Source organism: Kitasatospora sp. NPDC059146 (assembly GCF_042786665.1).
Lineage (GTDB): Bacteria > Actinomycetota > Actinomycetes > Streptomycetales > Streptomycetaceae > Kitasatospora.
Genome location: NZ_JBHZCY010000006.1, coordinates 107080 through 131310 on the forward strand (window position 1 = coordinate 107080; position 24231 = coordinate 131310).

The 24231-nt window shown below is 73.0% G+C and carries 19 protein-coding genes and 1 tRNA gene; 2 read left to right on the top strand and 18 right to left on the bottom strand.

Translation table 11 applies throughout. From position 1 onward, the window contains the following. Window positions 1–46 precede the first annotated feature (46 nt). The 14 genes from glyA to ACFXPX_RS04295 all read right to left on the bottom strand — a co-directional run bounded on the left by glyA (window position 47) and on the right by ACFXPX_RS04295 (window position 17101). On the bottom strand, window positions 47–1327 hold the full coding sequence (gene glyA, locus ACFXPX_RS04230) for a serine hydroxymethyltransferase (protein ID WP_380522015.1): 1281 nt from the start codon (window positions 1325–1327) through the stop codon (window positions 47–49). Window positions 1328–1606: 279 nt separating this feature from the next. Continuing rightward, on the bottom strand, window positions 1607–2248 hold the full coding sequence (locus tag ACFXPX_RS04235) for a protein-tyrosine-phosphatase (RefSeq protein ID WP_360233710.1): 642 nt from the start codon (window positions 2246–2248) through the stop codon (window positions 1607–1609). A 32-nt stretch (window positions 2249–2280) separates the two neighbouring features. Then, window positions 2281–2928: an L-threonylcarbamoyladenylate synthase gene (locus ACFXPX_RS04240; protein WP_380639554.1), complete on the bottom strand. Its 648-nt coding sequence runs from the start codon at window positions 2926–2928 to the stop codon at window positions 2281–2283. A gap of 130 nt (window positions 2929–3058) precedes the next feature. Further along, window positions 3059–3925, bottom strand: a complete 867-nt coding sequence (gene prmC, locus ACFXPX_RS04245; protein WP_375892984.1) for a peptide chain release factor N(5)-glutamine methyltransferase — start codon at window positions 3923–3925, stop codon at window positions 3059–3061. A 63-nt stretch (window positions 3926–3988) separates the two neighbouring features. After that, the gene (gene prfA / locus ACFXPX_RS04250; protein WP_375892986.1) at window positions 3989–5065 is read right to left on the bottom strand and encodes a peptide chain release factor 1; all 1077 of its coding nucleotides are present in this window, start codon (window positions 5063–5065) and stop codon (window positions 3989–3991) included. Window positions 5066–5212: 147 nt separating this feature from the next. Further along, window positions 5213–5434 carry a 50S ribosomal protein L31 gene (gene rpmE / locus ACFXPX_RS04255; RefSeq protein WP_327680707.1) on the bottom strand — a complete coding sequence of 74 codons (222 nt, stop codon included), beginning with the start codon at window positions 5432–5434 and terminating at the stop codon, window positions 5213–5215. Between the two features lie 193 nt (window positions 5435–5627). After that, a complete protein-coding gene (locus ACFXPX_RS04260; RefSeq protein ID WP_380639556.1) occupies window positions 5628–6776 on the bottom strand; it encodes an LCP family protein in 1149 nt (382 codons plus the stop codon). A gap of 139 nt (window positions 6777–6915) precedes the next feature. Next, entirely contained in the window at window positions 6916–9036 is a 2121-nt protein-coding gene (rho, locus tag ACFXPX_RS04265) for a transcription termination factor Rho (RefSeq protein ID WP_380586782.1), read from the bottom strand. Between the two features lie 577 nt (window positions 9037–9613). Further along, window positions 9614–10552: a homoserine kinase gene (gene thrB / locus ACFXPX_RS04270; RefSeq protein ID WP_375892992.1), complete on the bottom strand. Its 939-nt coding sequence runs from the start codon at window positions 10550–10552 to the stop codon at window positions 9614–9616. Window positions 10553–10917: 365 nt separating this feature from the next. Continuing rightward, entirely contained in the window at window positions 10918–12015 is a 1098-nt protein-coding gene (gene thrC, locus ACFXPX_RS04275; protein WP_375892994.1) for a threonine synthase, read from the bottom strand. 10 nt (window positions 12016–12025) lie between these two features. Beyond that, entirely contained in the window at window positions 12026–13318 is a 1293-nt protein-coding gene (locus ACFXPX_RS04280; RefSeq protein WP_380522025.1) for a homoserine dehydrogenase, read from the bottom strand. A gap of 137 nt (window positions 13319–13455) precedes the next feature. Next, window positions 13456–14847 (bottom strand): diaminopimelate decarboxylase, encoded by a 1392-nt coding sequence (lysA, locus tag ACFXPX_RS04285; protein WP_375892997.1) that lies wholly within the window; start codon window positions 14845–14847, stop codon window positions 13456–13458. 88 nt (window positions 14848–14935) lie between these two features. Next, window positions 14936–16597, bottom strand: a complete 1662-nt coding sequence (argS, locus tag ACFXPX_RS04290) for an arginine--tRNA ligase (protein WP_375892999.1) — start codon at window positions 16595–16597, stop codon at window positions 14936–14938. An 84-nt stretch (window positions 16598–16681) separates the two neighbouring features. Then, entirely contained in the window at window positions 16682–17101 is a 420-nt protein-coding gene (locus tag ACFXPX_RS04295; RefSeq protein ID WP_380639568.1) for a response regulator, read from the bottom strand. A 181-nt stretch (window positions 17102–17282) separates the two neighbouring features. Between ACFXPX_RS04295 and ACFXPX_RS04300 the strand changes: the two genes are divergently transcribed. Further along, window positions 17283–17354, top strand: a tRNA-Arg gene (locus tag ACFXPX_RS04300). A gap of 139 nt (window positions 17355–17493) precedes the next feature. On the opposite strand, the gene ACFXPX_RS04305 is transcribed toward ACFXPX_RS04300, so the two are convergent. The 3 genes from ACFXPX_RS04305 to ACFXPX_RS04315 form a co-directional block, all read right to left on the bottom strand. After that, complete coding sequence (locus tag ACFXPX_RS04305; RefSeq protein WP_375893000.1) at window positions 17494–18495, bottom strand: trypsin-like serine peptidase; 1002 nt, start codon at window positions 18493–18495, stop codon at window positions 17494–17496. A 275-nt stretch (window positions 18496–18770) separates the two neighbouring features. Continuing rightward, window positions 18771–20390, bottom strand: a complete 1620-nt coding sequence (locus ACFXPX_RS04310; protein WP_380522030.1) for an MFS transporter — start codon at window positions 20388–20390, stop codon at window positions 18771–18773. Between the two features lie 215 nt (window positions 20391–20605). Continuing rightward, window positions 20606–22312 (bottom strand): DUF885 domain-containing protein, encoded by a 1707-nt coding sequence (locus tag ACFXPX_RS04315; protein WP_375893004.1) that lies wholly within the window; start codon window positions 22310–22312, stop codon window positions 20606–20608. A gap of 164 nt (window positions 22313–22476) precedes the next feature. Between ACFXPX_RS04315 and ACFXPX_RS04320 the strand changes: the two genes are divergently transcribed. Then, window positions 22477–23235, top strand: a complete 759-nt coding sequence (locus tag ACFXPX_RS04320; protein ID WP_375893006.1) for a TetR/AcrR family transcriptional regulator — start codon at window positions 22477–22479, stop codon at window positions 23233–23235. Window positions 23236–23277: 42 nt separating this feature from the next. Here ACFXPX_RS04320 and ACFXPX_RS04325 read toward each other — a convergent pair whose 3' ends face one another. After that, the gene (locus ACFXPX_RS04325; protein WP_375893008.1) at window positions 23278–24129 is read right to left on the bottom strand and encodes a fumarylacetoacetate hydrolase family protein; all 852 of its coding nucleotides are present in this window, start codon (window positions 24127–24129) and stop codon (window positions 23278–23280) included. Window positions 24130–24231 lie beyond the last annotated feature (102 nt).

Sequence of the window (24231 nt, forward strand, 5' to 3'; positions counted from 1 at the left end):
TCGCTCTCCCGGGTAGGAGATCCGAATACCTGTGGACCCGCGGGCCTCAGACTCCCCCGGCGAAGGCCGCCGCCAGCTCCCGGACCCGCGCCGCGACCGGCCCCGGGGCCTCCCCGGCGAGCAGCCGGGCGATCAGGGCGGCGATCGCGGTCAGCTCCGCCTCCCCCATCCCCTGGCTGGTCACGGTGCCCGTGCCCAGCCTGATCCCGGAGGTGTCGGCGGCCGGCGCCGGGTCGTACGGCAGTGCGCACTTGCCGAGCAGCAACCCGGCCGCCGCGCAGCGCCGTTCGGCCTCCGCGCCGGTCACGCCGAGCGGGCTGACGTCGGCGGTCACCAGGTGGGTGTCGGTACCGCCCGTCAGAGGGCGCATTCCGGCCTCTGCGAGCCCCCTGGCGAGCGCCTGCGCCCCGGACACCGCCCGCTGGGCGTACGCCCGGTAGGCGGGCGTCCCGGCCTCCGCGAGGGCCACCGCCTTGCCGGCCACCTCGTTCATCGCCGCGCCGCCCTGGCTGAACGGGAACACCGCCCGGTCGATCCGCTCGGCCAGCTCCGCGGTGGACAGCAGCAGACCGCCGCGCGGGCCGCGCAGCAGCTTGTGGGTGGCGGCCACCGTGACGTCCGCGTACGGCACCGGGGAGGGCGCCACACCGGCCGCGACCAGGCCGGTGGTCTGCGCGACGGAGGCGATCAGATAGGCGTCCACCTCGTCGGCGATCTCCCGGAAGGCCGCCCAGTCCGGGTGCCGGGGGTGGGAGATCGAGCCCGCCACGACGGCCTTCGGGCGGTGCCGCCGGGCCAGCTCGCGCACCTGGTCGAGGTCGATCAGGCCGTCGTCCGCGCGCACGCCGTAGCCGGTGAACTCGAACCAGCGGCCGGAGAAGTTGGCCCGCGAGCCGCAGCTGAGGTGGCCGCCGTGCTCCAGCGACATCGCCAGCACCCCGTCACCGGGCCGCAGCAGCGCCGCGTAGGCCGCGAGCATCGCCGAAGTCGCCGAGCGGGGCTGGACGTTGGCGTGCGGCGCGGCGAACAGCGCGCGGGCCCGGTCGATCGCCAGCAGCTCCGCGGCGTCCGCCAGCGCGCAGCCGGTGTGGTGCCGGCGGCCGGGGTAGCCCTCGGCGTACTTGTCGATCAGCGGCCCGGTCAGCGCCGCCAGCACGGCGGGCGAGGTGAGGTTCTCCCCCGCCAGCAGCTGGATCGTTTCGGCGCGCCGCTCGGACTCGGCGGCCAGCAGGTCGGCGATCTGCGGATCCGCCCGGTGCAGCGCCTCGGACGCCCACGGGCGCCCCGTCGTCGTGGTCGGGCCGGTCGCGGCATCGGTGACGGTCATGGCAGGGCTCCCGGGCGCGGCAGGGACGGTGCCCCCAGCGTAGGACCGTCGCCCCCGTACGGCCCGCCGAGAAGGGGCCGTTCGGGCCCGCTATCTGGCGCTCGGCTCGCCTCCGGGCCGCTCTCACCCGGTGCCGACGGTCGGCGCTCCAATGCCCCTCTCCCCCAGCCTTCGGCCGGGGGTACCCCCATCTCGGGGCCTCCTCGCTTCTCCCTTTCGGCACCGGCGCGGCCCTTCGGCTCGCTCGCGCGGCTCGCTCGCGCGGCTCGCTCGGGCGCGTCAGCGCGGCGCGGGCACACCCGTCAGCGCGGTGACCACCGGGTCGACCGCGTGGAATATCTCCTCGCCGCAGTTGCGGAACATGCCGATCGGAGCGCCGTACGGGTCGTCCACCTCGTCGGACTCCGGGGTCGCGGCCAGCAGCCAGCCGCGCAGCGCGGCGGCGGCCCGCACCAGGGCGCGGGCCCGCTCGGTGACGTCGGCGCCGCGGCGCGGGTCGGGCAGGGTGCCCGGGTCGATCGTCCGGACCAGCCGGGTGAACTCCTTCATCGTGAAGGTGCGCAGGCCCGCCTCGTGGCCCATCGAGATCACCTGGGCGCGGTGGTCCAGGGTCGCGGTCAGCACCAGGTCGGCCTCGACCACGTGCTCGTCCAGCAGCTCCCGGCCGGTGAAGCCACCGCTGTCGGCGCCGTACTCGTCGAGCACGGTCGCCGCGTGGTCCTCCATCGGCGCCCCCACGTGGCCCCAGGTGCCGGCGCTCTCCACCAGGATCCGCCCGGCCACCCGGGGACTCAGCCGGGTGTCCAGCTCACGCCGGGTGAGCCGCTCGGCTATCGGCGAGCGGCAGATGTTCCCCGTACAGACGAACAGGATCCGGAAGTGGTCCAGCGGCCTGGGACCCACGCTCAGGTACGGCGCTATGCCGGGCCCGTCATGGAGCGAGGCGGTGGGTGTCAACTTCCGGCCTCCAGGTCGGGGACGACCTCCCTCAGCTGCTCGATGCTGATCGCCCCGGCCCGCAGGAGCACGGGCACCTTGCCGGTCACGTCGACGATGGACGAGGCGGTGGCGTGGTCGGCCCTGCCGCCGTCCAGGTAGACCGAGATCGCGTCGCCCAGCTGGGCCTGCGCCTCGTCACAGGTCGCCGGGGACGGGCCGCCGGTCTTGTTGGCGCTGGAGACCGCGAGCGGGCCCGTGCTGTTCAGCAGCTCGATGGCGACCGGGTGCAGCGGCATCCGGACCGCGACGGTGCCGCGGGTCTCGCCGAGGTCCCAGCGCAGCGAGGGCTGGTGCTTGGCGACCAGGGTGAGGCCGCCGGGCCAGAACGCGTCGACCAGTTCCCAGGCCTGCTCGGAGAAGTCGGTGACCAGGCCGTGCAGGGTGGTCGGCGAGCCGACCAGGACGGGCGAGGGCATGTTGCGGCCACGGCCCTTGGCGGCCAGCAGCTCGCCGACGGCCTCTGGGGAGAAGGCGTCCGCACCGACCCCGTACAGGGTGTCGGTGGGCAGCACGACGATTTCGCCGCGGCGGATGGCCGATGCGGCCTCCCGCAGGCCGGTGGCGCGGTCCCCGGCGTCGGCACAGTCGTAGCGGCGGCTCATCGGTGCGGTCCCCTTCCGGAAAGGCTCATGACGTTCACGGCGAGCTTCACAGCGCGGCCCTGCGGGCGGTCGTGCTGTGCTCGATCGTTCACAACCCGACCCTTCGGGCGGTTGTGCTGTGCTCGATCGTTCACAACCCGACCCTTCGGGCGGTTGTGAAGCGCGGTCGGTTGTTCAGGTCGCGGTGGTCGGCGGTGTCCGTCCACCCGCGTTCCTCGTTGAAGATCCACGGCACCTGGCCGCCCTGCTGGTCGGCGTGCTCGATCACCACCGCGCCGCCCGGGCGCAGCAGCCGGGCGGCCACCCGCTCGATGCCGCGGATGGTGTCCAGGCCGTCCTCGCCGGAGAACAGGGACATCTGCGGGTCGTGGTCGCGGGCCTCCGGCGCGACGTACTCCCACTCGGTGAGCGGGATGTACGGCGGGTTGGAGATCACCAGGTCGAAGCGGCCGTCCCAGGAGCGGTCGTCCTCGAAGGCCTTGGTGGCGTCACCGGCGTGCAGGGTGACCCGGGCGCGGTCCGGGCTGGCCTCGATGTTGCGCCGGGTGTACTCCAGCGCCCCCTCGTCCAGCTCGAAGGCGTGCACGGTCGAGCGCGGCAGCTCCTGGGCCAGGGCGAGCGCGATGGCGCCGGAGCCGGAGCACAGATCGACCACCAGCGGCTCGGCGACGTCCATGTCGCGCACGGCGTCTATGGCCCACTCGACGACCGTCTCGGTCTCCGGCCGGGGCACGAACACCCCGGGGCCGACCGCCAGTTCGAGGTAGCGGAAGAACGCCCGCCCGGTGATGTGCTGCAGCGGCTCGCGGGCCTCGCGGCGCGAGACCGCCTCCCAGTAGCGGGCGTCGAAGTCGGCGTCCTGCACGGTGTGCAGCTGGCTGCGCTTGACGTTGTGGACGTAGGCGGCGAGTTCCTCCGCGTCGAAGCGCGGCGACGGCACGCCGGCCGCGGCCAACCGCTGGGTGGCCTGGGCCACCTCGGCGAGCAGCAGGTTCATCCGTACGACCTCATGTTTCTGCGCTCCGGCTCCGGTCTTGCGTCGGGCCGGGGCGCGCCGGTCTCAGTTCTCTTGGGCCGCGGCGAGCTTGGCCGCCGCGTCCTTGTCGACACAGGACTGGATCACGGCGTTCAGGTCGCCGTCCAGGACCTGGTCCAGGTTGTACGACTTGAACCCCGTGCGGTGGTCCGAGATGCGGTTCTCCGGGTAGTTGTACGTCCGGATCCGCTCGGAGCGGTCCACCGTGCGGACCTGGCTGCGACGCGCGTCCGAGGCCTCCCGCTCGGCCTCCTCCTGCGCGGCGGCCAGCAGCCGCGAACGCAGGATGCGCATCGCCTGCTCCTTGTTCTGCAGCTGGCTCTTCTCGTTCTGGCAGGACGCCACGATACCGGTCGGCAGGTGGGTGATCCGGACCGCCGAGTCGGTGGTGTTGACCGACTGGCCGCCGGGGCCGGAGGAGCGGTAGACGTCGATCCGCAGGTCGTTCGCGACGATCTCGACCTCGACCTCCTCCGCCTCGGGGGTGACCAGCACGCCCGCCGCGGAGGTGTGGATGCGGCCCTGCGACTCGGTGGCGGGGACGCGCTGCACGCGGTGCACGCCGCCCTCGTACTTCAACCGGGCCCAGACGCCCTGGCCGGGCTCGCTGTTGCCCTTGGTCTTCACGGCGACCGAGACGTCCTTGTAGCCGCCGAGGTCGGACTCGTTGGAGTCGATGATCTCGGTCTTCCAGCCGATCCGCTCGGCGTAGCGCAGGTACATCCGGAGCAGGTCGCCGGCGAACAGCGCGGACTCCTCGCCGCCCTCACCCGCCTTGATCTCCAGGATGACGTCCTTGTCGTCGCTCGGGTCGCGCGGGACGAGCAGCAGCCGCAGTTCCTCGGTCAGCTCGTCGCGGCGCGCCTCGGACTCCTTCACCTCGGAGAGGAACTCCGGCTCCTCGGCGGCGAGTTCGCGCGCGGCCTCGATGTCCTCGCCGGCCTGCTTCCACTGCCGGTAGACCCGGGTGATCGGGGTCAGCTCGGCGTACCGCTTGGCCAGCTTGCGGGCGTTGTTCTGGTCCGCGTGGACGGACGGGTCGGCCAGCCTCGTTTCGAGGTCGGCGTGCTCGACGAGGAGCTCTTCGACTGCCTCGAACATGGGGTGGCCTTCTTCCCGGGGACTCGGATCGTGCGGAGGGCGGAACGGGGCGGAGCTGTGCGGTACGCGCTGGGACGCGAACGGCGCCGGCCCCCAGCGCCCCCGACAACGAGTACGGGGGCACCGGGAACCGGCGCCGAGGGAGCGCTAGGCCTTCGCGCTGTGCTGCTTGCCGAAGCGGGCCTCGAAGCGGGCCACGCGGCCGCCGGTGTCGAGGATCTTCTGCTTGCCGGTGTAGAACGGGTGGCACTGCGAGCAGACCTCGGCGCGGATCACGCCACTGGTCTCGGTCGAGCGGGTGGTGAACTCGGCGCCGCAGGTGCAGGTCACGTTGGTGACCACGTACTCCGGGTGAACGTTGGGCTTCAAGGGGTTCTCCTAGTTTTCGGGAGGGCACCGGGTCGGCGACTGGAGTGCCGCACGTGAACCGGGACCGACGGACCAGTCTGCCAGGACCGGCCGCATCTTCCCAAACCGGGGCCCGCCGCGGCTTATTCCGGGGGACATTCCGGACGCTTCGCACGGCCTCCCGGAGGGTGGCGCAGGCGCGCGGGCCGGCGGCTCAGCGGACGGCGGAGGCCTTCACGGTGGGCTGCACGGACGACTTCACGGACGGCTTCACGGACGGCCCGGCGGCGCCCGCCGCCGGGGCCGTGGGGGCCGCCTGGGCGGGGTTCTCCGGCTGGGCCGAGACGACCGCCTGCGGGAGGGGCTGGTCGGCCTTGAGCGCCGCCCAGACGTTCCCGGCCTGCGGCTGCTGCTCGACCACCCGGTTGGGGTCGCTGGGCGCGGTCACCACCGGCAGGGTGACCATGGACAGCTGGTCCGGCCCGATCCCCTTGAGCTCCTGCACCAGCCCGACCAGGGAGTTCACCGAACCGAGCGCGGAGTCGGTGGTGACGCTCTTGGTCATGGTGTCGCCGATCGACCACAGCTTGACCGGGTTGGAGAACAGTCCGATCCCGCCGGCCTGCTGGAGCAGCGACTTGACCATCTGCTTCTGCAGCTCGATCCGGCCGAGGTCGCTGCCGTCGCCGACGCCGTGCCGGGTGCGCACGAAGGCCAGCGCCTGCTGCCCGTCCAGGTGGTGCTCGCCGGCCGGCAGGTCGAGCCCGCTGTCCTTGTCGTGGATGGCCACCGTGGTGGTCACGGTGGCCCCGCCTATCGCGTCCACGACCCGGGCGAAGCCGGCGAAGTCCACCTGGAGGTAGTGGTCCATCCGCAGCCCGGTGAGCTGCTCGGTGGTCTTGACGGCGCAGGTCGCGCCGCCCGCCTCGAAGGCGCTGTTGTACATCGCGCGCTTGGCCGCCGGGACGGCCTTGCCGGCGCCGTCGGTGCACTGCGGGCGGTCGACCAGGGTGTCGCGCGGGATCGAGACGATCGAGGCCCTGGAGTGGTCCTGGTAGACGTGGACCACCATCGCGGTGTCGGACCGGGCGGAGTCGCCGGTGTCGCCGCCGGCCAGGTCGCCGTTCTCGCCGACCCGCGAGTCGGAGCCCAGCACCAGGATGTTGAAGGAGCCGTCGGTGGCGGCCGGGGGCCGCGCCTCGCCGAGGCGGGAGTCGATGTCGACGCTCTTGATGTTGCCGTTGAGCTTCAGGTACGCGTACGCCCCCGCGCCGCCGCCGGCGACGACGAGCGCGGCGACCGCGCAGGCGGACCACCGCAGGACCTTGCGGCGGCGACTCGGGACCCTCTTGTGCTCGGCCATACGGTCCAGAGTAAATCGGACAAGAAGATCAAATGGTCCCAAGCTGTCCCAACTCTGGAACAAAGCGGCCCTGAACGCACGGAACCCCGGACCGCTCGCGCGATCCGGGGTTCCGTGCTGCAGCGGAGTCCGCCTACGGTCAGTCGCCCGAACCGGGGGTGGTCTTGGCGATCTGCATCAGGAACTCGGCGTTGCTCTTGGTCTGCTTCATCTTGTCCAGGAGCAGCTCGATCGCCTGCTGCGAGTCGAGCGCGTGCAGCACCCGGCGCAGCTTCCAGACGATGGCCAGCTCCTCGCTGCCGAGCAGGATCTCCTCCTTGCGGGTGCTGGAGGCGTCCACGTCGACGGCCGGGAAGATGCGCTTGTCCGAGAGCTTCCGGTCGAGCTTGAGCTCCATGTTGCCGGTGCCCTTGAACTCCTCGAAGATCACCTCGTCCATCCGCGAGCCGGTCTCGACCAGCGCGGTGGCCAGGATGGTCAGCGAGCCGCCGTTCTCGATGTTGCGCGCGGCACCGAAGAACTTCTTCGGCGGGTACAGCGCGGTCGAGTCGACACCACCGGACAGGATGCGGCCGGAGGCCGGCGCCGCCAGGTTGTAGGCGCGGCCCAGGCGGGTGATCGAGTCCAGCAGGATGACCACGTCGTGGCCCAGCTCGACCAGGCGCTTGGCGCGCTCGATGGCCAGCTCGGCGACGGTGGTGTGGTCCTCGGCCGGGCGGTCGAAGGTCGAGGAGATGACCTCGCCCTTGACCGACCGCTGCATGTCGGTGACCTCTTCCGGACGCTCGTCGACCAGGACGACCATCAGGTGGCACTCGGGGTTGTTGTGGGTGATCGCGTTGGCGACCGCCTGGAGCACCATGGTCTTGCCGGTCTTCGGCGGCGCGACGATCAGACCGCGCTGGCCCTTGCCGATCGGCGACACCAGGTCGATGATCCGGGTGGTCAGCACGCCCGGGTCGGTCTCCAGGCGCAGCCGCTCCTGCGGGTACAGCGGGGTGAGCTTGTTGAACTCGGGGCGGCCGCGGCCGGTCTCCGGGTCCATGCCGTTGACGGAGTCCAGCCGCACCATGGCGTTGAACTTCTCGCGGCGCTCGCCCTCGCGCGGCTGGCGCACGGCACCGGTGATGGCGTCACCCTTGCGCAGGCCGTTCTTGCGGACCTGGGCGAGCGAGACGTAGACGTCGTTCTGGCCCGGCAGGTAGCCGGAGGTGCGCACGAAGGCGTAGTTGTCGAGGATGTCGAGGATGCCCGCGACCGGGATCAGGACGTCGTCGTCGCCGATCTGCGTGTCGACCGCCGGACCGGCCTCGAAGCCGTCACGGCCGCGACGGCCCCGACGGTCGCGGTAACGGCCCCGACGGCCGCGACGGCCGTCGCCGAACTCGTCGTCGTCGTAGCCGCCCTGCTGGACCTGCGGCTGCTGGGCCTGCTGGCCCTGGCCGCCCTCGCGGCGCTGCTGGCCGTCGCCCTGGGCCTGCTGCTGGCCCTGCTGGCCCTGGCGGTCGGTGCGCTCGCGGCGGTTGCGGCGGTCGCGACGCGACTCGCGGCCGTCGGCGTCCTGCCCGGCCTGGGCCTCGCCGGCGTCCTGACGCTCGGTGCGCTCGGTGCGCTCCGTACGCTCGGTGCGCTCGCCGCCGTCCCGGCGGTCACGGCGCTCGCGGCGGTCGCGACGGGTCTCGCGACCCTCCTCGCGGCCCTCGAAGGCGCGGGTCTCGGCCGGACGGTCGGCCTGCTTGGGCTCGGCCACGGCGACGGTGGCGGCCTCGGCGACGGCCTCCGCGGCCGCGACGGGCGCGGTCGGGGCGCCGGCGGCCGAGGTGGCGCGGCGGCGGGTGCGCTCGGCACGGGCCGGCGCGGCGGTCTCGGCGGCGGCCTGGACCGGGATCTCGATCTGGGCCTGCGGCTCGGCGGCCGGGGCCGCGGCAGCGGCGGCCTTGGTGCGGCGGGCCGGCTTCTCGGCCGGGGCCTCGGCGTCCGCCTTGGCGGCGGTGCGCTTGGCGGCCGGGGCGCCACCGGCGGCGAGCAGCGGGTCCCCGCCGCTCTTCTCCTTGATGGTCTCGATCAGCTGGCTCTTGCGCATGCGTCCGGTACCGGTGATGCCCAGGTCCGCGGCGAGCTTCTGCAGCTCGGCGAGGACCATGCCGTCCAGGCCAGCGGCGGCACTGCGGCGGCGGCGAGCCGGGGCAGCGGGGGCGGCGGTCGCGTCCGACGCTTCGGCGTCCGGGCGCGCGCCCATCAGATCGGTGGAGTCGCTCACTAAGGGTCCTTCCCTGGAGCGGACGTCGGCCTGTCTGGCTCGGCGACCGGTTGTGCTGTCCTGACCAACGCTCGACTGCGTCGGTCCGAGGCGGTGATCCCTCGAATGGCGGGAGCCCGTCGAGGGAGAGCTGCGAGGTGCGGTGCGTGAAGCACGGTGGTGCTGAGGTGGCGCGTGGGCCGGTCGTGTGTCGACCTCCCCAGAGGGCGTTGCGCCCACGCTGCCTGCGAATCCCGGGCCCCCGTCGCGTGACGGTGGCCCGCGCTCCGCCCGTCCTGGCCCCTAGTGGGAGGCCGCGGGTGGGAGTCAGGTGCCGTCACGGCTTCGGGATGCGACCGCTTGTCGCGCAGGCAGGCTGCGTACGCGCTGCGGTGGGCTCCCGGAGAATCGTCGCCCCGGACCTCGCGGCGGTTCCACGGCAGTGGAACGCTGGGATCGGGACGCGGCGCACCTAGCCCCGGAGGGCACCTGGTGCAGCAATGAGGTTAACACTACCGACCCCCTCAGACATTCCCCGACCTCGAGCTTGCCAATCGTGTCCGGACGGCCCGGCTCTGCACCGGGCCGAACCGGCAGCTCAGACGCCCAGTGGGAGCACGGTGGCCCCGGTGCGGTCGACGTCGAGCCGGTGCGCGGCGAACGCCGGGTCGCCGCCGTGGCCGTGGTGCCCGGCGAAGGAGAGCACCTTGTCGACGCCCGCCTCGTCGGTGAGCGCCAGCACGGTCGGGCCGGCCCCGGAGATGACCGCGGGGACGCCCTCCGCGCGCAGCGCGCCGACCAGCGCGGCGCTGTCCGGCATGGCGGAGGAGCGGTAGTCCTGGTGCAGCCGGTCCTCGGTGGCGGCGAGGAGCAGTTCGGGGCGCCTGGTCAGGGCCTCCACCAGCAGGCCGGAGCGGCCCGCGTTGACGGCGGCGTCGGCCAGCGGGACGGTCTTGGGCAGCAGGCCGCGGGCGGTCTCGGTGAGCACCTCGCCGGCCGGCACGAACACCACCGGGACGACCTGCGCGGAGGGCTCCAGGGCGACCGCCTTGGCCGACTCCTCGTCGGTCCAGGCGATGGTGAAGTTGCCGCGCAGGCAGGCCGCGACGTTGTCCGGGTGGCCCTCCAGCTCGGAGGCGAGGGCCAGCAGCGCGTCGTCGTCCAGCGCGGACGGGCCGCCGATGGTGACGGCGCGGGCGGCCACGATCCCGGCGCAGATGGCGGCCGAGGAGGAGCCCAGGCCACGGCCGTGCGGTATCCGGTTGGCACAGACCACTTCGAGGCCGCGCGGCTGGCCGCCGAGCCGGTCGAAGGCGGCCCGCATCGAGCGGACCAGCAGGTGGCGCTCGTCCCGCGGCAGCGTCTGCGCGCCCTCGCCGGCGATGTCGACGGAGAGGCCGGAGTCGGAGACCCGGACGACGACGTCGTCGTACAGGCCCAGCGCGAGCCCGAAGGCATCGAAGCCCGGGCCGAGGTTGGCGCTGGTCGCGGGAACCCGGACCCGGACGGCGGCGGCACGGAACGCAGGACCGGCCATGCGGTGGACTCTCCTGGGGAAATCGGGCGGCGCGGAGCGCGTCGTCGGTGCGAGGTGGGGAAAGGGCCGCGGCCTCTCGGGCCTGGCGGTCGCTGTCGTCGGCGCGGCCCGTACCAGGACGGGCCCGGGGCATGTGCCACACGGCCGGTCCCAGAGTATCGAAGAGAGGTTCCCCAGTGGTACACCCCGTGGGCCTTCGATCTGGTGTGTTGCCGGTTCTGGCCGGAATGCGCACCCCCCGCGGTCAGGGAGTGGGGTGGAATCGGATCGGAATGCGCAGCGGAATTGACACAAAAGTGTCACCGGAGAACTGTGACGGGCCGACCCCCGAAAGGGTCGGCCCGTCGAACTGTCAGGCCCCGCCGTCAGTCCAGCAGTCCGAGCCGCTGGGCCGCGGCCTCCGGGTCGACCGGGACGACCTGCGGCTGCGGCGCGCCGGCCACCGCCCAGTCCGGGTCCTTGAGGCCGTTGCCGGTCACCGTGCAGACGATCCGCTGGCCCGGGTCGACCAGGCCGGCCTCCGCCTTGGCCAGCAGGCCGGCCACCGAGGCGGCCGAGGCGGGCTCCACGAAGACGCCCTCCTGCGCGGCCAACAGCCGGTAGGCGGCGAGGATCTGACGATCCGTCACCTTGTCGATGAGGCCGCCGGACTCGTCCCGCGCGGCGAGCGCGAAGTCCCAGGAGGCCGGGTTGCCGATCCGGATCGCGGTGGCGATGGTCTGCGGCTTGAGGACGGGCGCGCCGTCCACGATCGGGGCCGAGCCGGCGGCCTGGAAGCCCCACATCCGCGGGGTGCGGGCGGCCATCCCGTCGGCGGCGTACTCCCGGTAGCCCTTCCAGTAGGCGGTGATGTTGCCCGCGTTGCCGACCGGCAGGACGTGGATGTCCGGGGCGTCGCCGAGCATGTCGACGATCTCGAAGGCCGCCGTCTTCTGGCCCTCGATCCGCACCGGGTTCACCGAGTTGACCAGCGCCACCGGGTACTTCTCGGACAGTTCGCGGGCGAGCGTCAGGCAGTCGTCGAAGTTCCCGTCGACCTGGAGGATCTTGGCGCCGTGCACCAGCGCCTGGCCCATCTTGCCCAGGGCGATCTTGCCCTGCGGGACGAGCACGGCGGAGACCATCCCGGCCCGCACCGCGTAGGCGGCGGCGGAGGCCGAGGTGTTGCCGGTGGAGGCGCAGATGACGGCCTGGGCACCCTCCTCCTTGGCCTTGGAGATGGCCATCGTCATCCCGCGGTCCTTGAAGGAACCGGTCGGGTTGGCGCCCTCGACCTTGAGGTAGACCTCGCAGCCGGTGCGCTCGGAGAGCACCTGGGCCGGTACCAGGGGCGTGCCGCCCTCCAGCAGGGTGACCACCGGGGTGGCCGCGGTGACCGGCAGGCGGTCCCGGTACTCCTCGATCAGGCCGCGCCACTGGTGGGTGTGCGCGCCTCGGACGACGTTCTCGGCAACGGCGTTCATGGCTGGTTCCTTATTCCCCTTCGACCCGCATGATGCTGGCCACGTCCCGCACGCTGTCCAGCGCGCGGAGCTTGTCGACCGTCGCCGACAGCGCGGCGTCGGTGGCACGGTGGGTGACCACGACGAGCGAGGCGTCGCCGTCGCGGCCCTGCTGGCGCACGGTGTCGATGGAGACGCCGTGCTCGGCGAAGACGGACGCGACCTGGGCGAGCACGCCCGCCCGGTCGTCCACGTCCAGGCTGACGTGGTAGCGGGTGACCACCTCGTCCATCGGCTTGGCGGGCAGCTGCGTGTACACGGAGTCACCGGGACCGGTGGACCCGGCCAGCTTGTTGCGGCAGACCGCGACCAGGTCGCCGAGCACCGCGGAGGCGGTCGGCGAGCCGCCCGCGCCCGGGCCGTAGAACATCAGCCGGCCGGCCGCCTCGGCCTCGACGAACACCGCGTTGTACGCCTCGCGGACGGACGCCAGCGGGTGCGAGAGCGGGATCATCGCCGGGTGGACCCGCGCGGTGACGGACGCGCCGTCGGCGGCCCGCTCGCAGATCGCCAGCAGCTTGACCACGCAGCCCATCGCCTTGGCGGAGGCGATGTCGGCGGCGGTCACCTCGGTGATGCCCTCGCGGTAGACGTCCGCCGCGGTGACCTCGGTGTGGAACGCGATCCCGGCCAGGATGGCGGCCTTGGCGGCGGCGTCGAAGCCCTCGACGTCGGCCGTCGGGTCCGCCTCGGCGTAGCCGAGCGCGGTGGCCTCCTCCAGCGCCTCCGAGTAGCCGGCGCCGGTGGTGTCCATCTTGTCGAGGATGAAGTTGGTGGTGCCGTTGACGATGCCCAGCACCCGGTTGACCTTGTCCCCCGCGAGGGACTCGCGCAGCGGGCGCAGCAGCGGGATCGCGCCCGCCACCGCGGCCTCGTAGTACAGGTCCACGCCGGCCGCGGCGGCCGCCGCGTGCAGCTCGGTGCCGTCCTTGGCGAGCAGCGCCTTGTTGGCGCTGACCACCGAGGCGCCCTTCGCGAAGGCGGACAGGATCAGCGATTTGGACGGCTCGATGCCGCCCACCACCTCGACCACGACGTCGATGTCACCGCGGCCCACCAGGGCCTCGGCGTCGGTGGTGATCAGGTGCTCGGGCACCCCGGGGCGCACCCGGCCGGCCCGGCGGACCGCGATCCCGGCGAGCTCGACCGGGGCACCGATGCGAGCGGCGAGGTCGTCGGCCGTCGTCGTCATGATGCGCGCCACCTCGGAGCCCACCACACCACAACCCAGCAACGCCACCTTCAGCGGGCGCGTACGCATCATCCGACTCCGCTCTGCATTCTTCGTGCTTCGGTATTTCCGGCGGTTTTCAGGGGCCGCCGGTCACTTCGGTCCGTACCAGTCTCGGGGACTTTCCGCACGGATCTACGGTCGTTCCATGATCTGAGACGAGAATTTCTTCATCCGATATCCAGGCGCAGGAGATCCTCCTCCGTCTCGCGCCGGACGATCACCCGGGCCGCGCCGTCCTTGACGGCGAGCACCGGAGGCCTGAGGGCGTGGTTGTAGTTGCTCGCCATCGAGCGGCAGTAGGCGCCGGTGGCGGGCACCGCGATCAGGTCGCCCGCGGCCAGGTCGGACGGCAGGAAGGCGTCCCGGACGACGATGTCGCCGGACTCGCAGTGCTTTCCGACCACCCGCACCAGCATCGGCTCGGCGTCGCTGGTGCGCGACACCAGCGCCACCGAGTACTCGGCGTCGTACAGCGCGGTGCGGATGTTGTCGGACATCCCGCCGTCCACGCTGACGTAGGTGCGCAGGCCCTCCAGCGGCTTGACCGTGCCGACCTCGTACAGCGTGAACGCCGTCGGGCCGACGATCGCCCGGCCCGGCTCCACGCTCAGCCGGGGGGCGTTCAGGTCGGCGGCGGCGCACTCCCGGCGGACGATCTCGGCCAGCGCGGCGGCGATCTCGGCCGGCTCGCGCGGGTCGTCCTCGCTGGTGTAGGCGATGCCCAGGCCGCCGCCCAGGTCGATCTCGGGCAGCTCGACGCCGTGCTCGTCCCGGATCCCGGCCAGCAGGCCGACCACCCGGCGGGCGGCGACCTCGAAGCCCGCCATGTCGAAGATCTGCGAGCCGATGTGCGAGTGGATGCCGCGCAGCTCCAGGCTGTCGTGGCCGAGCACCCGGCGCACCGCCTCGGCGGCCGCTCCCCCGGTGAGGGACAGGCCGAACTTCTGGTCCTCGTGCGCCGTGGCGATGAACTCGTGGGTGTGCGCCTCGACGCCGACGGTGATCCGGATCAGCACCTGCTGGCGCACGCCCTGGCGGGCGGCGATCGCGGCCAGCCGCTCGATCTCCTCGTAGGAGTCGACCACGATGTGCCCGACGCCGGTCTTCACGGCGTGCTCCAGCTCGTCCACCGACTTGTTGTTGCCGTGCAGCGCGATCCGCTCCGCCGGCATCCCGGCGGCCAGCGCCACCGCCAACTCCCCGGCGCTGCACACGTCGAGGTTGAGGCCCTCCTCGTGCAGCCAGCGCACGACCGCCTTGGAGAGGAAGGCCTTGCCGGCGTAGTAGACGTCCGCGTCGGCGCCGAAGGCGTCCCGCCAGGCGCGGGCCCGGCTGCGGAAGTCCTCCTCGTCCAGCACGTAGGCCGGGGTGCCGAACTCGGCCGCCAGCCGCTTGACGTCGATCCCGCCGACGGTGGCCACGCCCTCGGCGTCGCGGGCGACGGTGCGCGACCAGACCTTGGGGTCGAGCGCGTTCAGATCGGCCGGCGGGGCCTGGTAGTGGCCCTCGGGCAGGACATCACCGTGACGGGGGCCTGCGGGGTGTGCGGAGCGACTCATGTCCAAAGTCCTTCGAGACCTATGGCGAGGGGCGGCGACGGTCCTCGTTGACCGTCAGCCGCCCCCGCTGTGCGCTTGGGGGTGGTGCTTACATCCGCTCGGGCGCCGTCACGCCCAGGAGCGTGAGGCCGTTGGCGAGCACGGTGCGCGTCGCCTCGACCAGCCAGAGGCGGGCCCGGTGCGTGTCGTTGAGCTCCTCGTCGCCCTTGGGCAGGAACATGCAGTTCTCGTACAGGCGGTGGTACTTGCCCGCGAGCTTCTCCAGGTAGACGGCGACGCGGTGCGGCTCGCGCAGCTCGCCGGCCGTGGCCAGCACGCGCGGGAACTCGGCGAGGTGGCCGAGCACGTCGGACTCCCACTCGGTGGCGAGCAGCTCGGGTTTGAACTGCTCGGCCGTGCCCTTGTCCACGCCCAGCTCGGCCGCCTTGCGGGCGACACCGCACATCCGGGTGTGGGCGTACTGGACGTAGTAGACCGGGTTCTCGTTGGTCTGGCTGGTCAGGATGTTGATGTCGAGCGTGATCGTCGAGTCCGTGGAGGAGCGCGCCAGGGTGTAGCGGGCGGCGTCGACGCCGATCCAGTCGACCACGTCGTCGATCGTGATGATGTTGCCGGCCCGCTTGGACATGCGGACCTCTTCGCCGTCGCGAAGCATCTTCACGAACTGGCCGATCTTCACCTCGATGTTGTGGTTCATGTCGTCGCCCGCGCAGGCCGCGATGGCCTTGAGGCGGTTGACGTAGCCGTGGTGGTCGGCGCCCAGCATGTAGAGCGCGACCTCGGCGCCGCGGTCCCGCTTGGACAGGTAGTACGCGGCGTCGGCGGCGAAGTAGGTCTTGTCGCCGTCGGCCTTGATCAGGACGCGGTCCTTGTCGTCACCGAAGTCGGTGGTGCGCAGGAAGACCGCGCCGTCCTGGTCGAAGACGTGGCCCTGCTCGCGCAGCCGCTCGATGGCCTTCTCGACGGCGCCCGAGTCGTGCAGCGTCTTCTCCGAGAACCACACGTCGAAGTGGGTGCCGAACTCGTCCATCGAGCGCTTGATCTCGGCGACCATGAGCTTGAGGCCCTCGGTGCGGAAGACCTCCAGCTGCTCGGCCTCGGGCAGGTCGAGCACGCCCGGGACCGCGTCGGTGAGCGCCTTGGCGATGTCGACGATGTACTCGCCGACGTAGCCGCCCTCGGGCACCTCGCGGCCGTTCGCGGCGGCCTGGAGCGAGGCGGCGAACTTGCTGATCTGCACGCCGGCGTCGTTGAGGTAGTACTCGGTGGTGACGTCGGCGCCGGAGGCCCGCAGCACGCGCGCCAGCGAGTCGCCGACGGCCGCCCAGCGGACGCCGCCGATGTGGATCGGGCCGGTCGGGTTGGCGGAGACGAACTCCAGGTTGATCTTGAGGCCCTTGAGGGCCTCGTTGCGGCCGTAGGCCTCGCCCGCCTCGACGACGGTGCGGGCGAGCGCACCGGCGGTGGCGGTGTCCAGGGTGATGTTCAGGAAGCCCGGACCGGCGATGTCGACCTTGGCGACGCCGGTGATCCCTCGCAGGCGCTCGGCCAGGGCCTCGGCAACGGCTCGCGGCGGCTTGCCGGCCGCCTTGGCGAGCTGGAGGGCCACGTTCGTCGCGTAGTCGCCGTGGTCCCGGTTCTTGGGCCGCTCGACCGTCACGTGCTCGGGCACGGCGACGGCCAGCTCGCCCGCCTCGACGGCGGAGCTCACTGCGGCCTGGATTGCCTGGGAAAGGTCTGCGGGGGTCACGACGCCAAGCGTAGGCGAGACGGGGTACCCGCCCGCCACCCGGTTTGCCGGTTGAGACGCCGCGGGACGGCGCCCCCTGGGGTGTCAGCCGCGATCCGCACGCCCTGTTCGCTCAGGGCGAAACCCGGCGGGCCGTTCCGCGGCCGGCATCAGGCGCCGGACCAGGGCCACCAGGTCGGCGGGGTCGAAGGGCTTGCCGAGGGAGCCGTCCACCCCGACCGCCTCCCCCCGAGCGAGGTCCGCCGGGGTGCAGGCGCTCACGATCGCGATCGGCAGCCCGCTGGTGTCCGGGGTCGCGCGCAGCCGGGCCGCCGTCCGCAGGCCGTCCAGCCGAGGCATCACCACGTCCAGCGTCACCACGTCGGGCTTCACCCGGCGGACGACCTCCAGGCACTCGGCGCCGTCGGCGGCGGTCACCACCTCGAAGCCCTCGAGCTCCAGGTTGACCCTGATCAGCTGGCGGATCACCTCGCTGTCGTCCACCACGAGGACCCGCCCGGACACGACCGACACCTCACCGAGGGTATCGGCGGCCCCGCCGCCCCGTCCGGCCTTTGGACACTTCCGCCCGCCGGGTGGCCGCCCGGCGCCCCGACGATCTTTCCGGAAACCCGTGCACGGACCCTGCTGGAAGCCTGGTAGTGTTCATCCCGTCGGAACGCGCGAGTGACCGACAGGCCAACCGGCCCCCGTAGCTCAGGGGATAGAGCACCGCCCTCCGGAGGCGGGTGCGTAGGTTCGAATCCTACCGGGGGCACTTCGCAGGAAGTGCAATAGAGGCCCAGATCAGTGGAGTTGATCCACGGATCTGGGCCTTCGTCATGTCCGGGCGCGGACGCCCGGGACGGGGTGCCGACGGGCCCGGGCCCCGGGGGGAGGGGCCCGGACCCGTCGGGTCAGGGGGCGCTGCCCTCGACCTGGGTGTACAGGGTCGCGATGGTGTGGTCGAAGTAGGCGCTGTACGAGGTGTCGTCGCTGTCGCCGCCCTGCTGGTAGCCGCCGATCGCGCCGACCACGTCCCCGGTCGCGGTGTTGATCCAGGGGCCGCCGCTGGTGCCGGACGGGTACGCCGGGCAGTCGATCACCCGCTGGTAGGCGCTCTGCTGGGCGGTGGTGTTGGTGCAGAGGCTGGGCGTCTCGGCGCCGGCCGGGTAGCCGTAGAGGCGGACGGTCGCGCCGAAGGACTCGTCGGTGCCGAGCTTGTTGCCGCCGACCACGTCCTCGACGTTGCGGCCGTTGCTGGGGGCGGTCTCCAGGATCGCGAAGTCCTCGTCCACGTCGCCGTTCTGGGACCAGCCGCTCGCCGTGTGGACCGCCGTCACCTGCCAGGTGCCGTACGGCGCGGAGCCGTCCCGGTAGCCGGGGGCGAAGGTCACCCCGCCGGGACTGCTGACGCAGTGCGCGGCGGTCAGCAGCAGGTTGCCGGTGGCGCTGTGCAGCACGCTGGCGGTGCAGAAGTGGTTGCCGGGCCCGACCGGGCCGCTGAACAGCGCGCCGACGGTGGAGGACTCCCGGTCGTCGGCGGGGGCGGCGGCGGTCCTGCCGAGCGCGGCGCTGCGCACGTCGGGTGCGGCGGACGTGGTCGGGGCGGGGGCCGTCGGGGTGTCCGTGGCGGTCGGCGTCCCGGTGGGCGTCGGGGTGTCCGTCGGGGTCGGGGTCGCGCTCGGGGTGGTGTCCGCGGCCGGGCCGGGCGAGGCCGGCGCCGCGGTGGCGGTGGCCGGCTCCGGGACGACGGCCCGGGTGCTGCGGGCCACCTTCCCGGCGGCCGTCGCGTCGGACAGGCTGAACCCGTGCGTCCCGGCCAGCACGGCGGCCACCACGAGGGCCGCCAGCGCGGTGAACAGCGAGGGGGCGAGCAGACGGTGACGGCGCGACCTCTCGCGGCTGTGCTGGCCCATTCCTGACTCCCCTGCCCTGGTCGGTGGCGCCTCGTTCGGTCAATGACTATGGCGCCCCAGCCTGGAAGCCTCGTTACCGTCGGCTTGGAGCTCGATGAGAAAAGCGCCCACCGGAGCAGGAGCGTAACCGGAACGGGCCCTGCGATGAAGGCGGTGGACGTCGAAGACCGTGGACGTCGAAGGGCGGTGGACCTCGCGGCACGGCGGCGCCCCCGCGCACCCCCGGCGGGGGGCGGGGAGCGAGGGGGCGCGGGGGTTGCGGTGCGCCGCCGCGGTCAGTCGGCCGGTGGCCGGTCGGACCCCGCCTCCGCGCGGACCTCCGCCGCCGGCTTCACGTTGGCCTTCACGTCGGCCATCGCCGCGGCGCGCGGGCTCGGCCGGCCGTCCACGGCAGCCGGTGCGGCGGCCGCCGCCTCCACGCCGCCCGGGACGGCGGTCGCCTCGGCGGGCGCCGGCCGGTGGTCGATCATCAGGAAGGCGACCAGGGCGGCCAGCAGCAGCACGCCCATCGCGACCCAGGTCGCGACCACGTAGCCGTGCACCGCACCCTGGGCCCGCACCAGCGGATCGCTCGTGATCCGGGTGGCCAGGTACGTCGCGGTGGCGCTGGCGGCGATCGTGTTCAGCAGCGCCGTGCCGAGCGAACCGCCCACCTGCTGGGCCGAGTTGATGGTGGCCGAGGCCGCACCGGCCTCGTGCGGGGCGACCCCGAGGGTGGCCAGGCTCATCGCCGGCATGAACACCAGGCCCATGCCGAAGCCGATCAGCAGCACCGAGGGCAGCACCATGGCGGCCCACGGGCTGTCCACCTTCATCTGGGTCAGCCAGGCCATGCCGCCCGCGGCCAGCAGCAGCCCGGGGGTGATCAGGTTCCGGGACGGCACCCGGGTCATCAGCCGGGCCGCGACGCCGGTCGAGCTCAGGATGATGGCCGCCGTCATGGGCAGGAAGGAGACGCCCGAGACCACCGGCGAGAAGTGCTTGATGGCCTGCATGTAGTAGGTCAGGAACAGGAACAGGCCGAACATGCCGACCATGGCCAGGCCCACCGAGAGGGCGCCGCCGCCGCGGTTGCGCTCGGCCACGATGTGGATCGGCAGCAGCGGGTGCGCGGAGCGCTTCTCGACCAGGACGAACACCCCGAGCAGCGCCACGCCCAGCAGCAGCGAGCCGATCACCAGACCGTCGCTCCAGCCCCGGGTGACGGCCTCGGAGGTGCCGAACACGATGGCCAGCAGGCCGCCGCAGCCGAGCAGCGCCCCGGGCAGGTCCAGCTTGATCCGGCGGCCCTTCTCGACGTGGTCGCGGTGGAGCACCCGGAAGGCCGCGAAGGCGGTCACCACGGCGATCGGGGTGTTCACGAACAGGCACCAGCGCCAGTCCAGGTACTCGGTGAGCAGCCCGCCGGCGATGAAGCCGATCGCGGCGCCGCCACCGGCGATCGCGCCGAAGATGCCGAAGGCCGTACTGCGTTCCTTCGGATCGGAGAAGGTGGTGGAGAGCAGGCCCAGCGCGGACGGGGCGAGCAGGGCGCCGAACGCGCCCTGGAGGGCGCGGGCGCCGAACAGCATGGCCGGGTCGACCGCCGCGCCGCCGAGGGCGGAGGCGAGGGCGAAGCCCAGCAGGCCGACGATGAACACGCGCTTGCGGCCGAAGAGGTCGCCCAGCCGGCCGCCGAGCAGCAGCAGGCCGCCGAAGGCGAGGGTGTAGGCGGTGATCACCCATTGCCGGTTCGCGTCGGTGATGCCCAGGTCCCGTTGGGCCGACGGCAGCGCGATGTTCACGATGGTGATGTCGAGGACGATCATGAGCTGGGCGATGGCGATGACCGTCAGCGCCCACCAGCGGCGACTGTCGGCGGTCCCATGACCGATGGCGGCGGGTTGAGCAGACACTGGTCGAGCCTTCCGGAGGGGGTACGGAGAGGTCACGCAGTCGCCTTCCAGCCAAACGCCGACCTCGGCGAATGGCAAGGAAAAACCTCACCAAATCGACCTTTGTCGGACAAAAGGACCAGGACCCCGGGACTCGCGACCGAGTCCCGGGGTCCTGGTCCCCACCACGCGCCCCGGCGCGCCGACGGCTCCGCCCAGGGCGCCGACGGCCCCGCTCAGAGCGCCGAGAGCTCCGCGACCAGGTCGTCCAGCCCCAGCGAGCCCTGCGAGAGCGCCGCCATGTGCCAGGCCTTGAGGTCGAACTCCTCGCCGCGCGCCTCGTGCGCCGCCCGCGCCGCCGCCCGGCCCCGGAGCCAGGCCCGCTCGCCCAGCTTGTAGCCGATCGCCTGGCCGGGCATGCCCAGGTAGCGGACCAGCTCGCTGTCCAGGAAGTCGGCGGACAGGCCGCAGTACCGGCCGAAGAACTCCCGCCCGTGCTCGGGGCTCACCGGCTCGCCCGGCCGGTACGGGGAGTCCGCCGGGAAGTCCAGGCCGACGTGCATGCCGATGTCGACGATGACCCGCAGCGCCCGCATCATCTGGGCGTTGAGGAAGCCCAGCCGGTGGCCCGGGTCGGTGAGGTAGCCGAGCTCGTCCATCAGGCGCTCGGCGTACAGCGCCCAGCCCTCCAGGTTGGCGCTCACCCCGCCGAGGCTCACCTGGTAGCTGGAGAGCCGGTCGGCGACGTACACCCACTGCGCGAGCTGGAGGTGGTGGCCGGGGACGCCCTCGTGGTACCAGGTCGACACCAGGTCCCAGACCGGGAAGCGCTCCTCGCCGAGGACCGGCAGCCAGGTCCGGCCGGGACGGCTGAAGTCCAGGGCGGGCTGGGTGTAGTACGGCGCGGCGGCGCTGCCGGGCGGGGCGATCCGCGACTCGACCCGGGTGACCGGCTCGGCCAGGTCGAAGTGGGTGCCCTGGAGGTCCCGGATGGCCTGGTCCATCAGGCCCTGGAGGTACTCCCGGGCGGCCTCGGCGCCCTCGATCGCCGGGCCGTCCGTCTCCAGCCACTTCATCGCGGCCATCGGGCCGACGCCCGGGCGGACCTTCTCGGCCTCGGCCTCCATCTGCGCGAGCAGGTCGTGGAACTCGCTCCAGGCCCACGCGTACGCCTCGTCCAGGTCCAGGTCCGCGCCCGTCCAGTAGCGCACCCAGCGGGCGTAGCGCTCCCGTCCGGCGGTGTCCGGGGTGCCGGCGGCGGCCGGGCCGTACACGTCGCGCAGCCAGTCGCGCAGCGCGGCCAGCGCCTCGGCGGCGGCCACCGCGTGCACGGACAGCTCGGCCCGCACACTCTCCGGGGCGTCCTGGACGAACTCGCCGAACCAGCCGCCCGGGACGTCCCCGGCCAGCCACTCGCCGAACTGGCCGACCACCGTCCCGACCTGGCGCGGGCCGGACAGCAGCCCGCGCTCGATGCCCTCGGTCAGCGTCCGCCGGTACTGCTCCAGCGCCAGCGGGACGCGGGCCAGGCGGCGGCCGATCAGCTGCCACTCGGCCTCGGTGTCGGTGGCCATCAGGGTGAAGGCCTCCCGGGTGTTGTGCACCGGGGAGCCGAGGTTGCGCACCGCGCGGTAGTCCTCCCCGGCGTCGTGCACGGCGAGTTCGGCGGTCAGCCGCTCGCGCAGCAGGCGGGCGCAGCGGCGCTCGGCCTCGTCGTCGGCGGCGCCGGCCCGCTCGGCCTCGTCCAGCCGGGCCAGGGTGCGGCGGGCGAGGTCGGCGATCCGCTCGGCGCCGTCCGGGGAGAGGTCGGGCAGCCGGTCGTCCTCGGGGTTGAGGCCGAGGTAGACGGCGGTCAGCGGGTCGAGGTCGGCCAGCGCCTGGACGTAACCGTCGGCGATGCGGCGGGGAGTGTCGCCGCCGGTGGTGATCAGTTCTTCAACCATTCGGACATCATCGCGGTGCCCGGGCCGAATGCAAGCCCCCGTCATCGACCGTTGACCGGCTGGGGTCAGGGCTCTGACACAGGGTGAGCGGGCCAAACACCCGTTCGGAGAGATCCGGTGCGTGACAGGTCCCGATCGGCACGACGCCCATTACGCTGACGGCCATGGAAGCCCGCCCCACCTCGGCAACCGACCCGGCCGCCCCCGGACCGCGCCCGCGCCGCTCCGGCTACCGGCGGCTGCCGGTCGAACAGCGGCGCGAGCAGCTGATCGCGGTCGCCCTGGAGCTGTTCGCCGTCCGACCGCCCGAGGAGGTCAGCCTGGACGACGTCGCCGAGGCCGCCGGCGCCTCCCGGCCGCTGGTCTACCGCTACTTCGCGGGCGGCAAGCAGCAGTTGTACGAGGCCGCGCTGCGCACCGCGGCGGACGAGCTGACCGGCCGGTTCGCCGTCCCCTCGACCGGGCGGCCGTCCGAGCAGCTGGCCGCCGCGCTGGACGGCTACTTCGCCTTCGTGGCCGAGCACGACGCGGGCTACTCGGCGCTGCTGCGCGGCGGTTCGGTGGTGGAGACGGCCCGGACCACGGCCATCGTGGACGACGTCCGGCGGGCGGCGCTCCGGCGGACCCTGCGGCACCTGGGCGTACGGGAGGCCGGGCCGCGGCTGACCCTGCTGGTGCGCTCCTGGATCGCGGTCGTCGAGGGCGCGTCGCTGAGCTGGCTGGACGAGGGGCGCGCGCTGCCGGTGGAGGGCCTGCGGGACTGGCTGGTGGACCAGTTCACGGCGATGGCGGCGGCGACGGCGCTGCACGATCCGCAGACGGCGGAGGTGCTGGCGGGGCTGCTCGCGCTGGAGGGGCCGCGGGCGGAACGGGCCGAGCGGCTGCGGGCGGTGCTGGGCGGTACTCCCCCGGACGGGGCCTGAGGGCCTCCCGACCCCCGTGCCAAGGGTCGGGCGGCGCACGCCCTACGCCTTGCCGAGCACCTGGCGCTGCCGGCCGAGGCCGTCGATCTCGATCTCGACGACGTCGCCCGGGGCCAGGAACGGCGTGCCCGGGTGGCCCAGGGTGACCCCGGCCGGGGTGCCGGTGACCATCACGTCGCCGGGCTCCAGCACCATGAACTGGCTCGCGTAGCGGACGAGTTCCAGCACCGGGAAGACCATCTCCGCGGTGCTGCCGTGCTGCCGCCGCTCGCCGTTGACCCAGAGCCGCAGCGTCAGGGCCTGCGGGTCGGCCACCTCGTCGGCGGTGACCAGCCAGGGCCCGAGCGGGGTGAAGGTCTCCGCCGACTTGCCCTTGTCCCACTGGCCGCCGCGCTCGAACTGGAACGCCCGCTCGGTGACGTCGTTGGCGATCGTGTAGCCGGCGATCACGGCGGCGGCCTCGGCGTGCGAGTCCAGGTAGCGGGCGGTGCGGCCGATCACGATCGCCAGCTCGGCCTCGTAGTCGGTCTTCTCACCGCCGCGCGGCACCAGCACCTCGTCGTAGGGGCCGACCACGGTGGAGCTCGGCTTGAGGAAGATCACCGGCTCGTCCGGGATCGCGGCCCCGGCCTCGGCCGCGTGGTCGCGGTAGTTGAGCCCGATGCCGACCACCTTGCCCGGCCGGGCCACCGGCGCACCCACCCGCAGGCCGGCCAGGTCCACCACCGGCAACGCGCCGGCGGCCACCTCCCGGGCCAGCTCGGCGGTGTCCAGCCCGGCCAGGAAGGCCCCGTCGAGGTCGCGGGCCCGCCCGGAGAGGTCGTACGCGGTGCCGTCCTGGCCCAGCACGACCGGGCGCTCGGCGCCCGGGGGTCCGACGCGGAGGAGCTTCATCGATCCGTCACCAGCCTTTCGTCGCAGCTCACCGGGGCGGCGCGGACACCGCTCCCGAGTCTGGCAACGAGGTATATCAACGGCCCGGGCCGGTGGACCAGA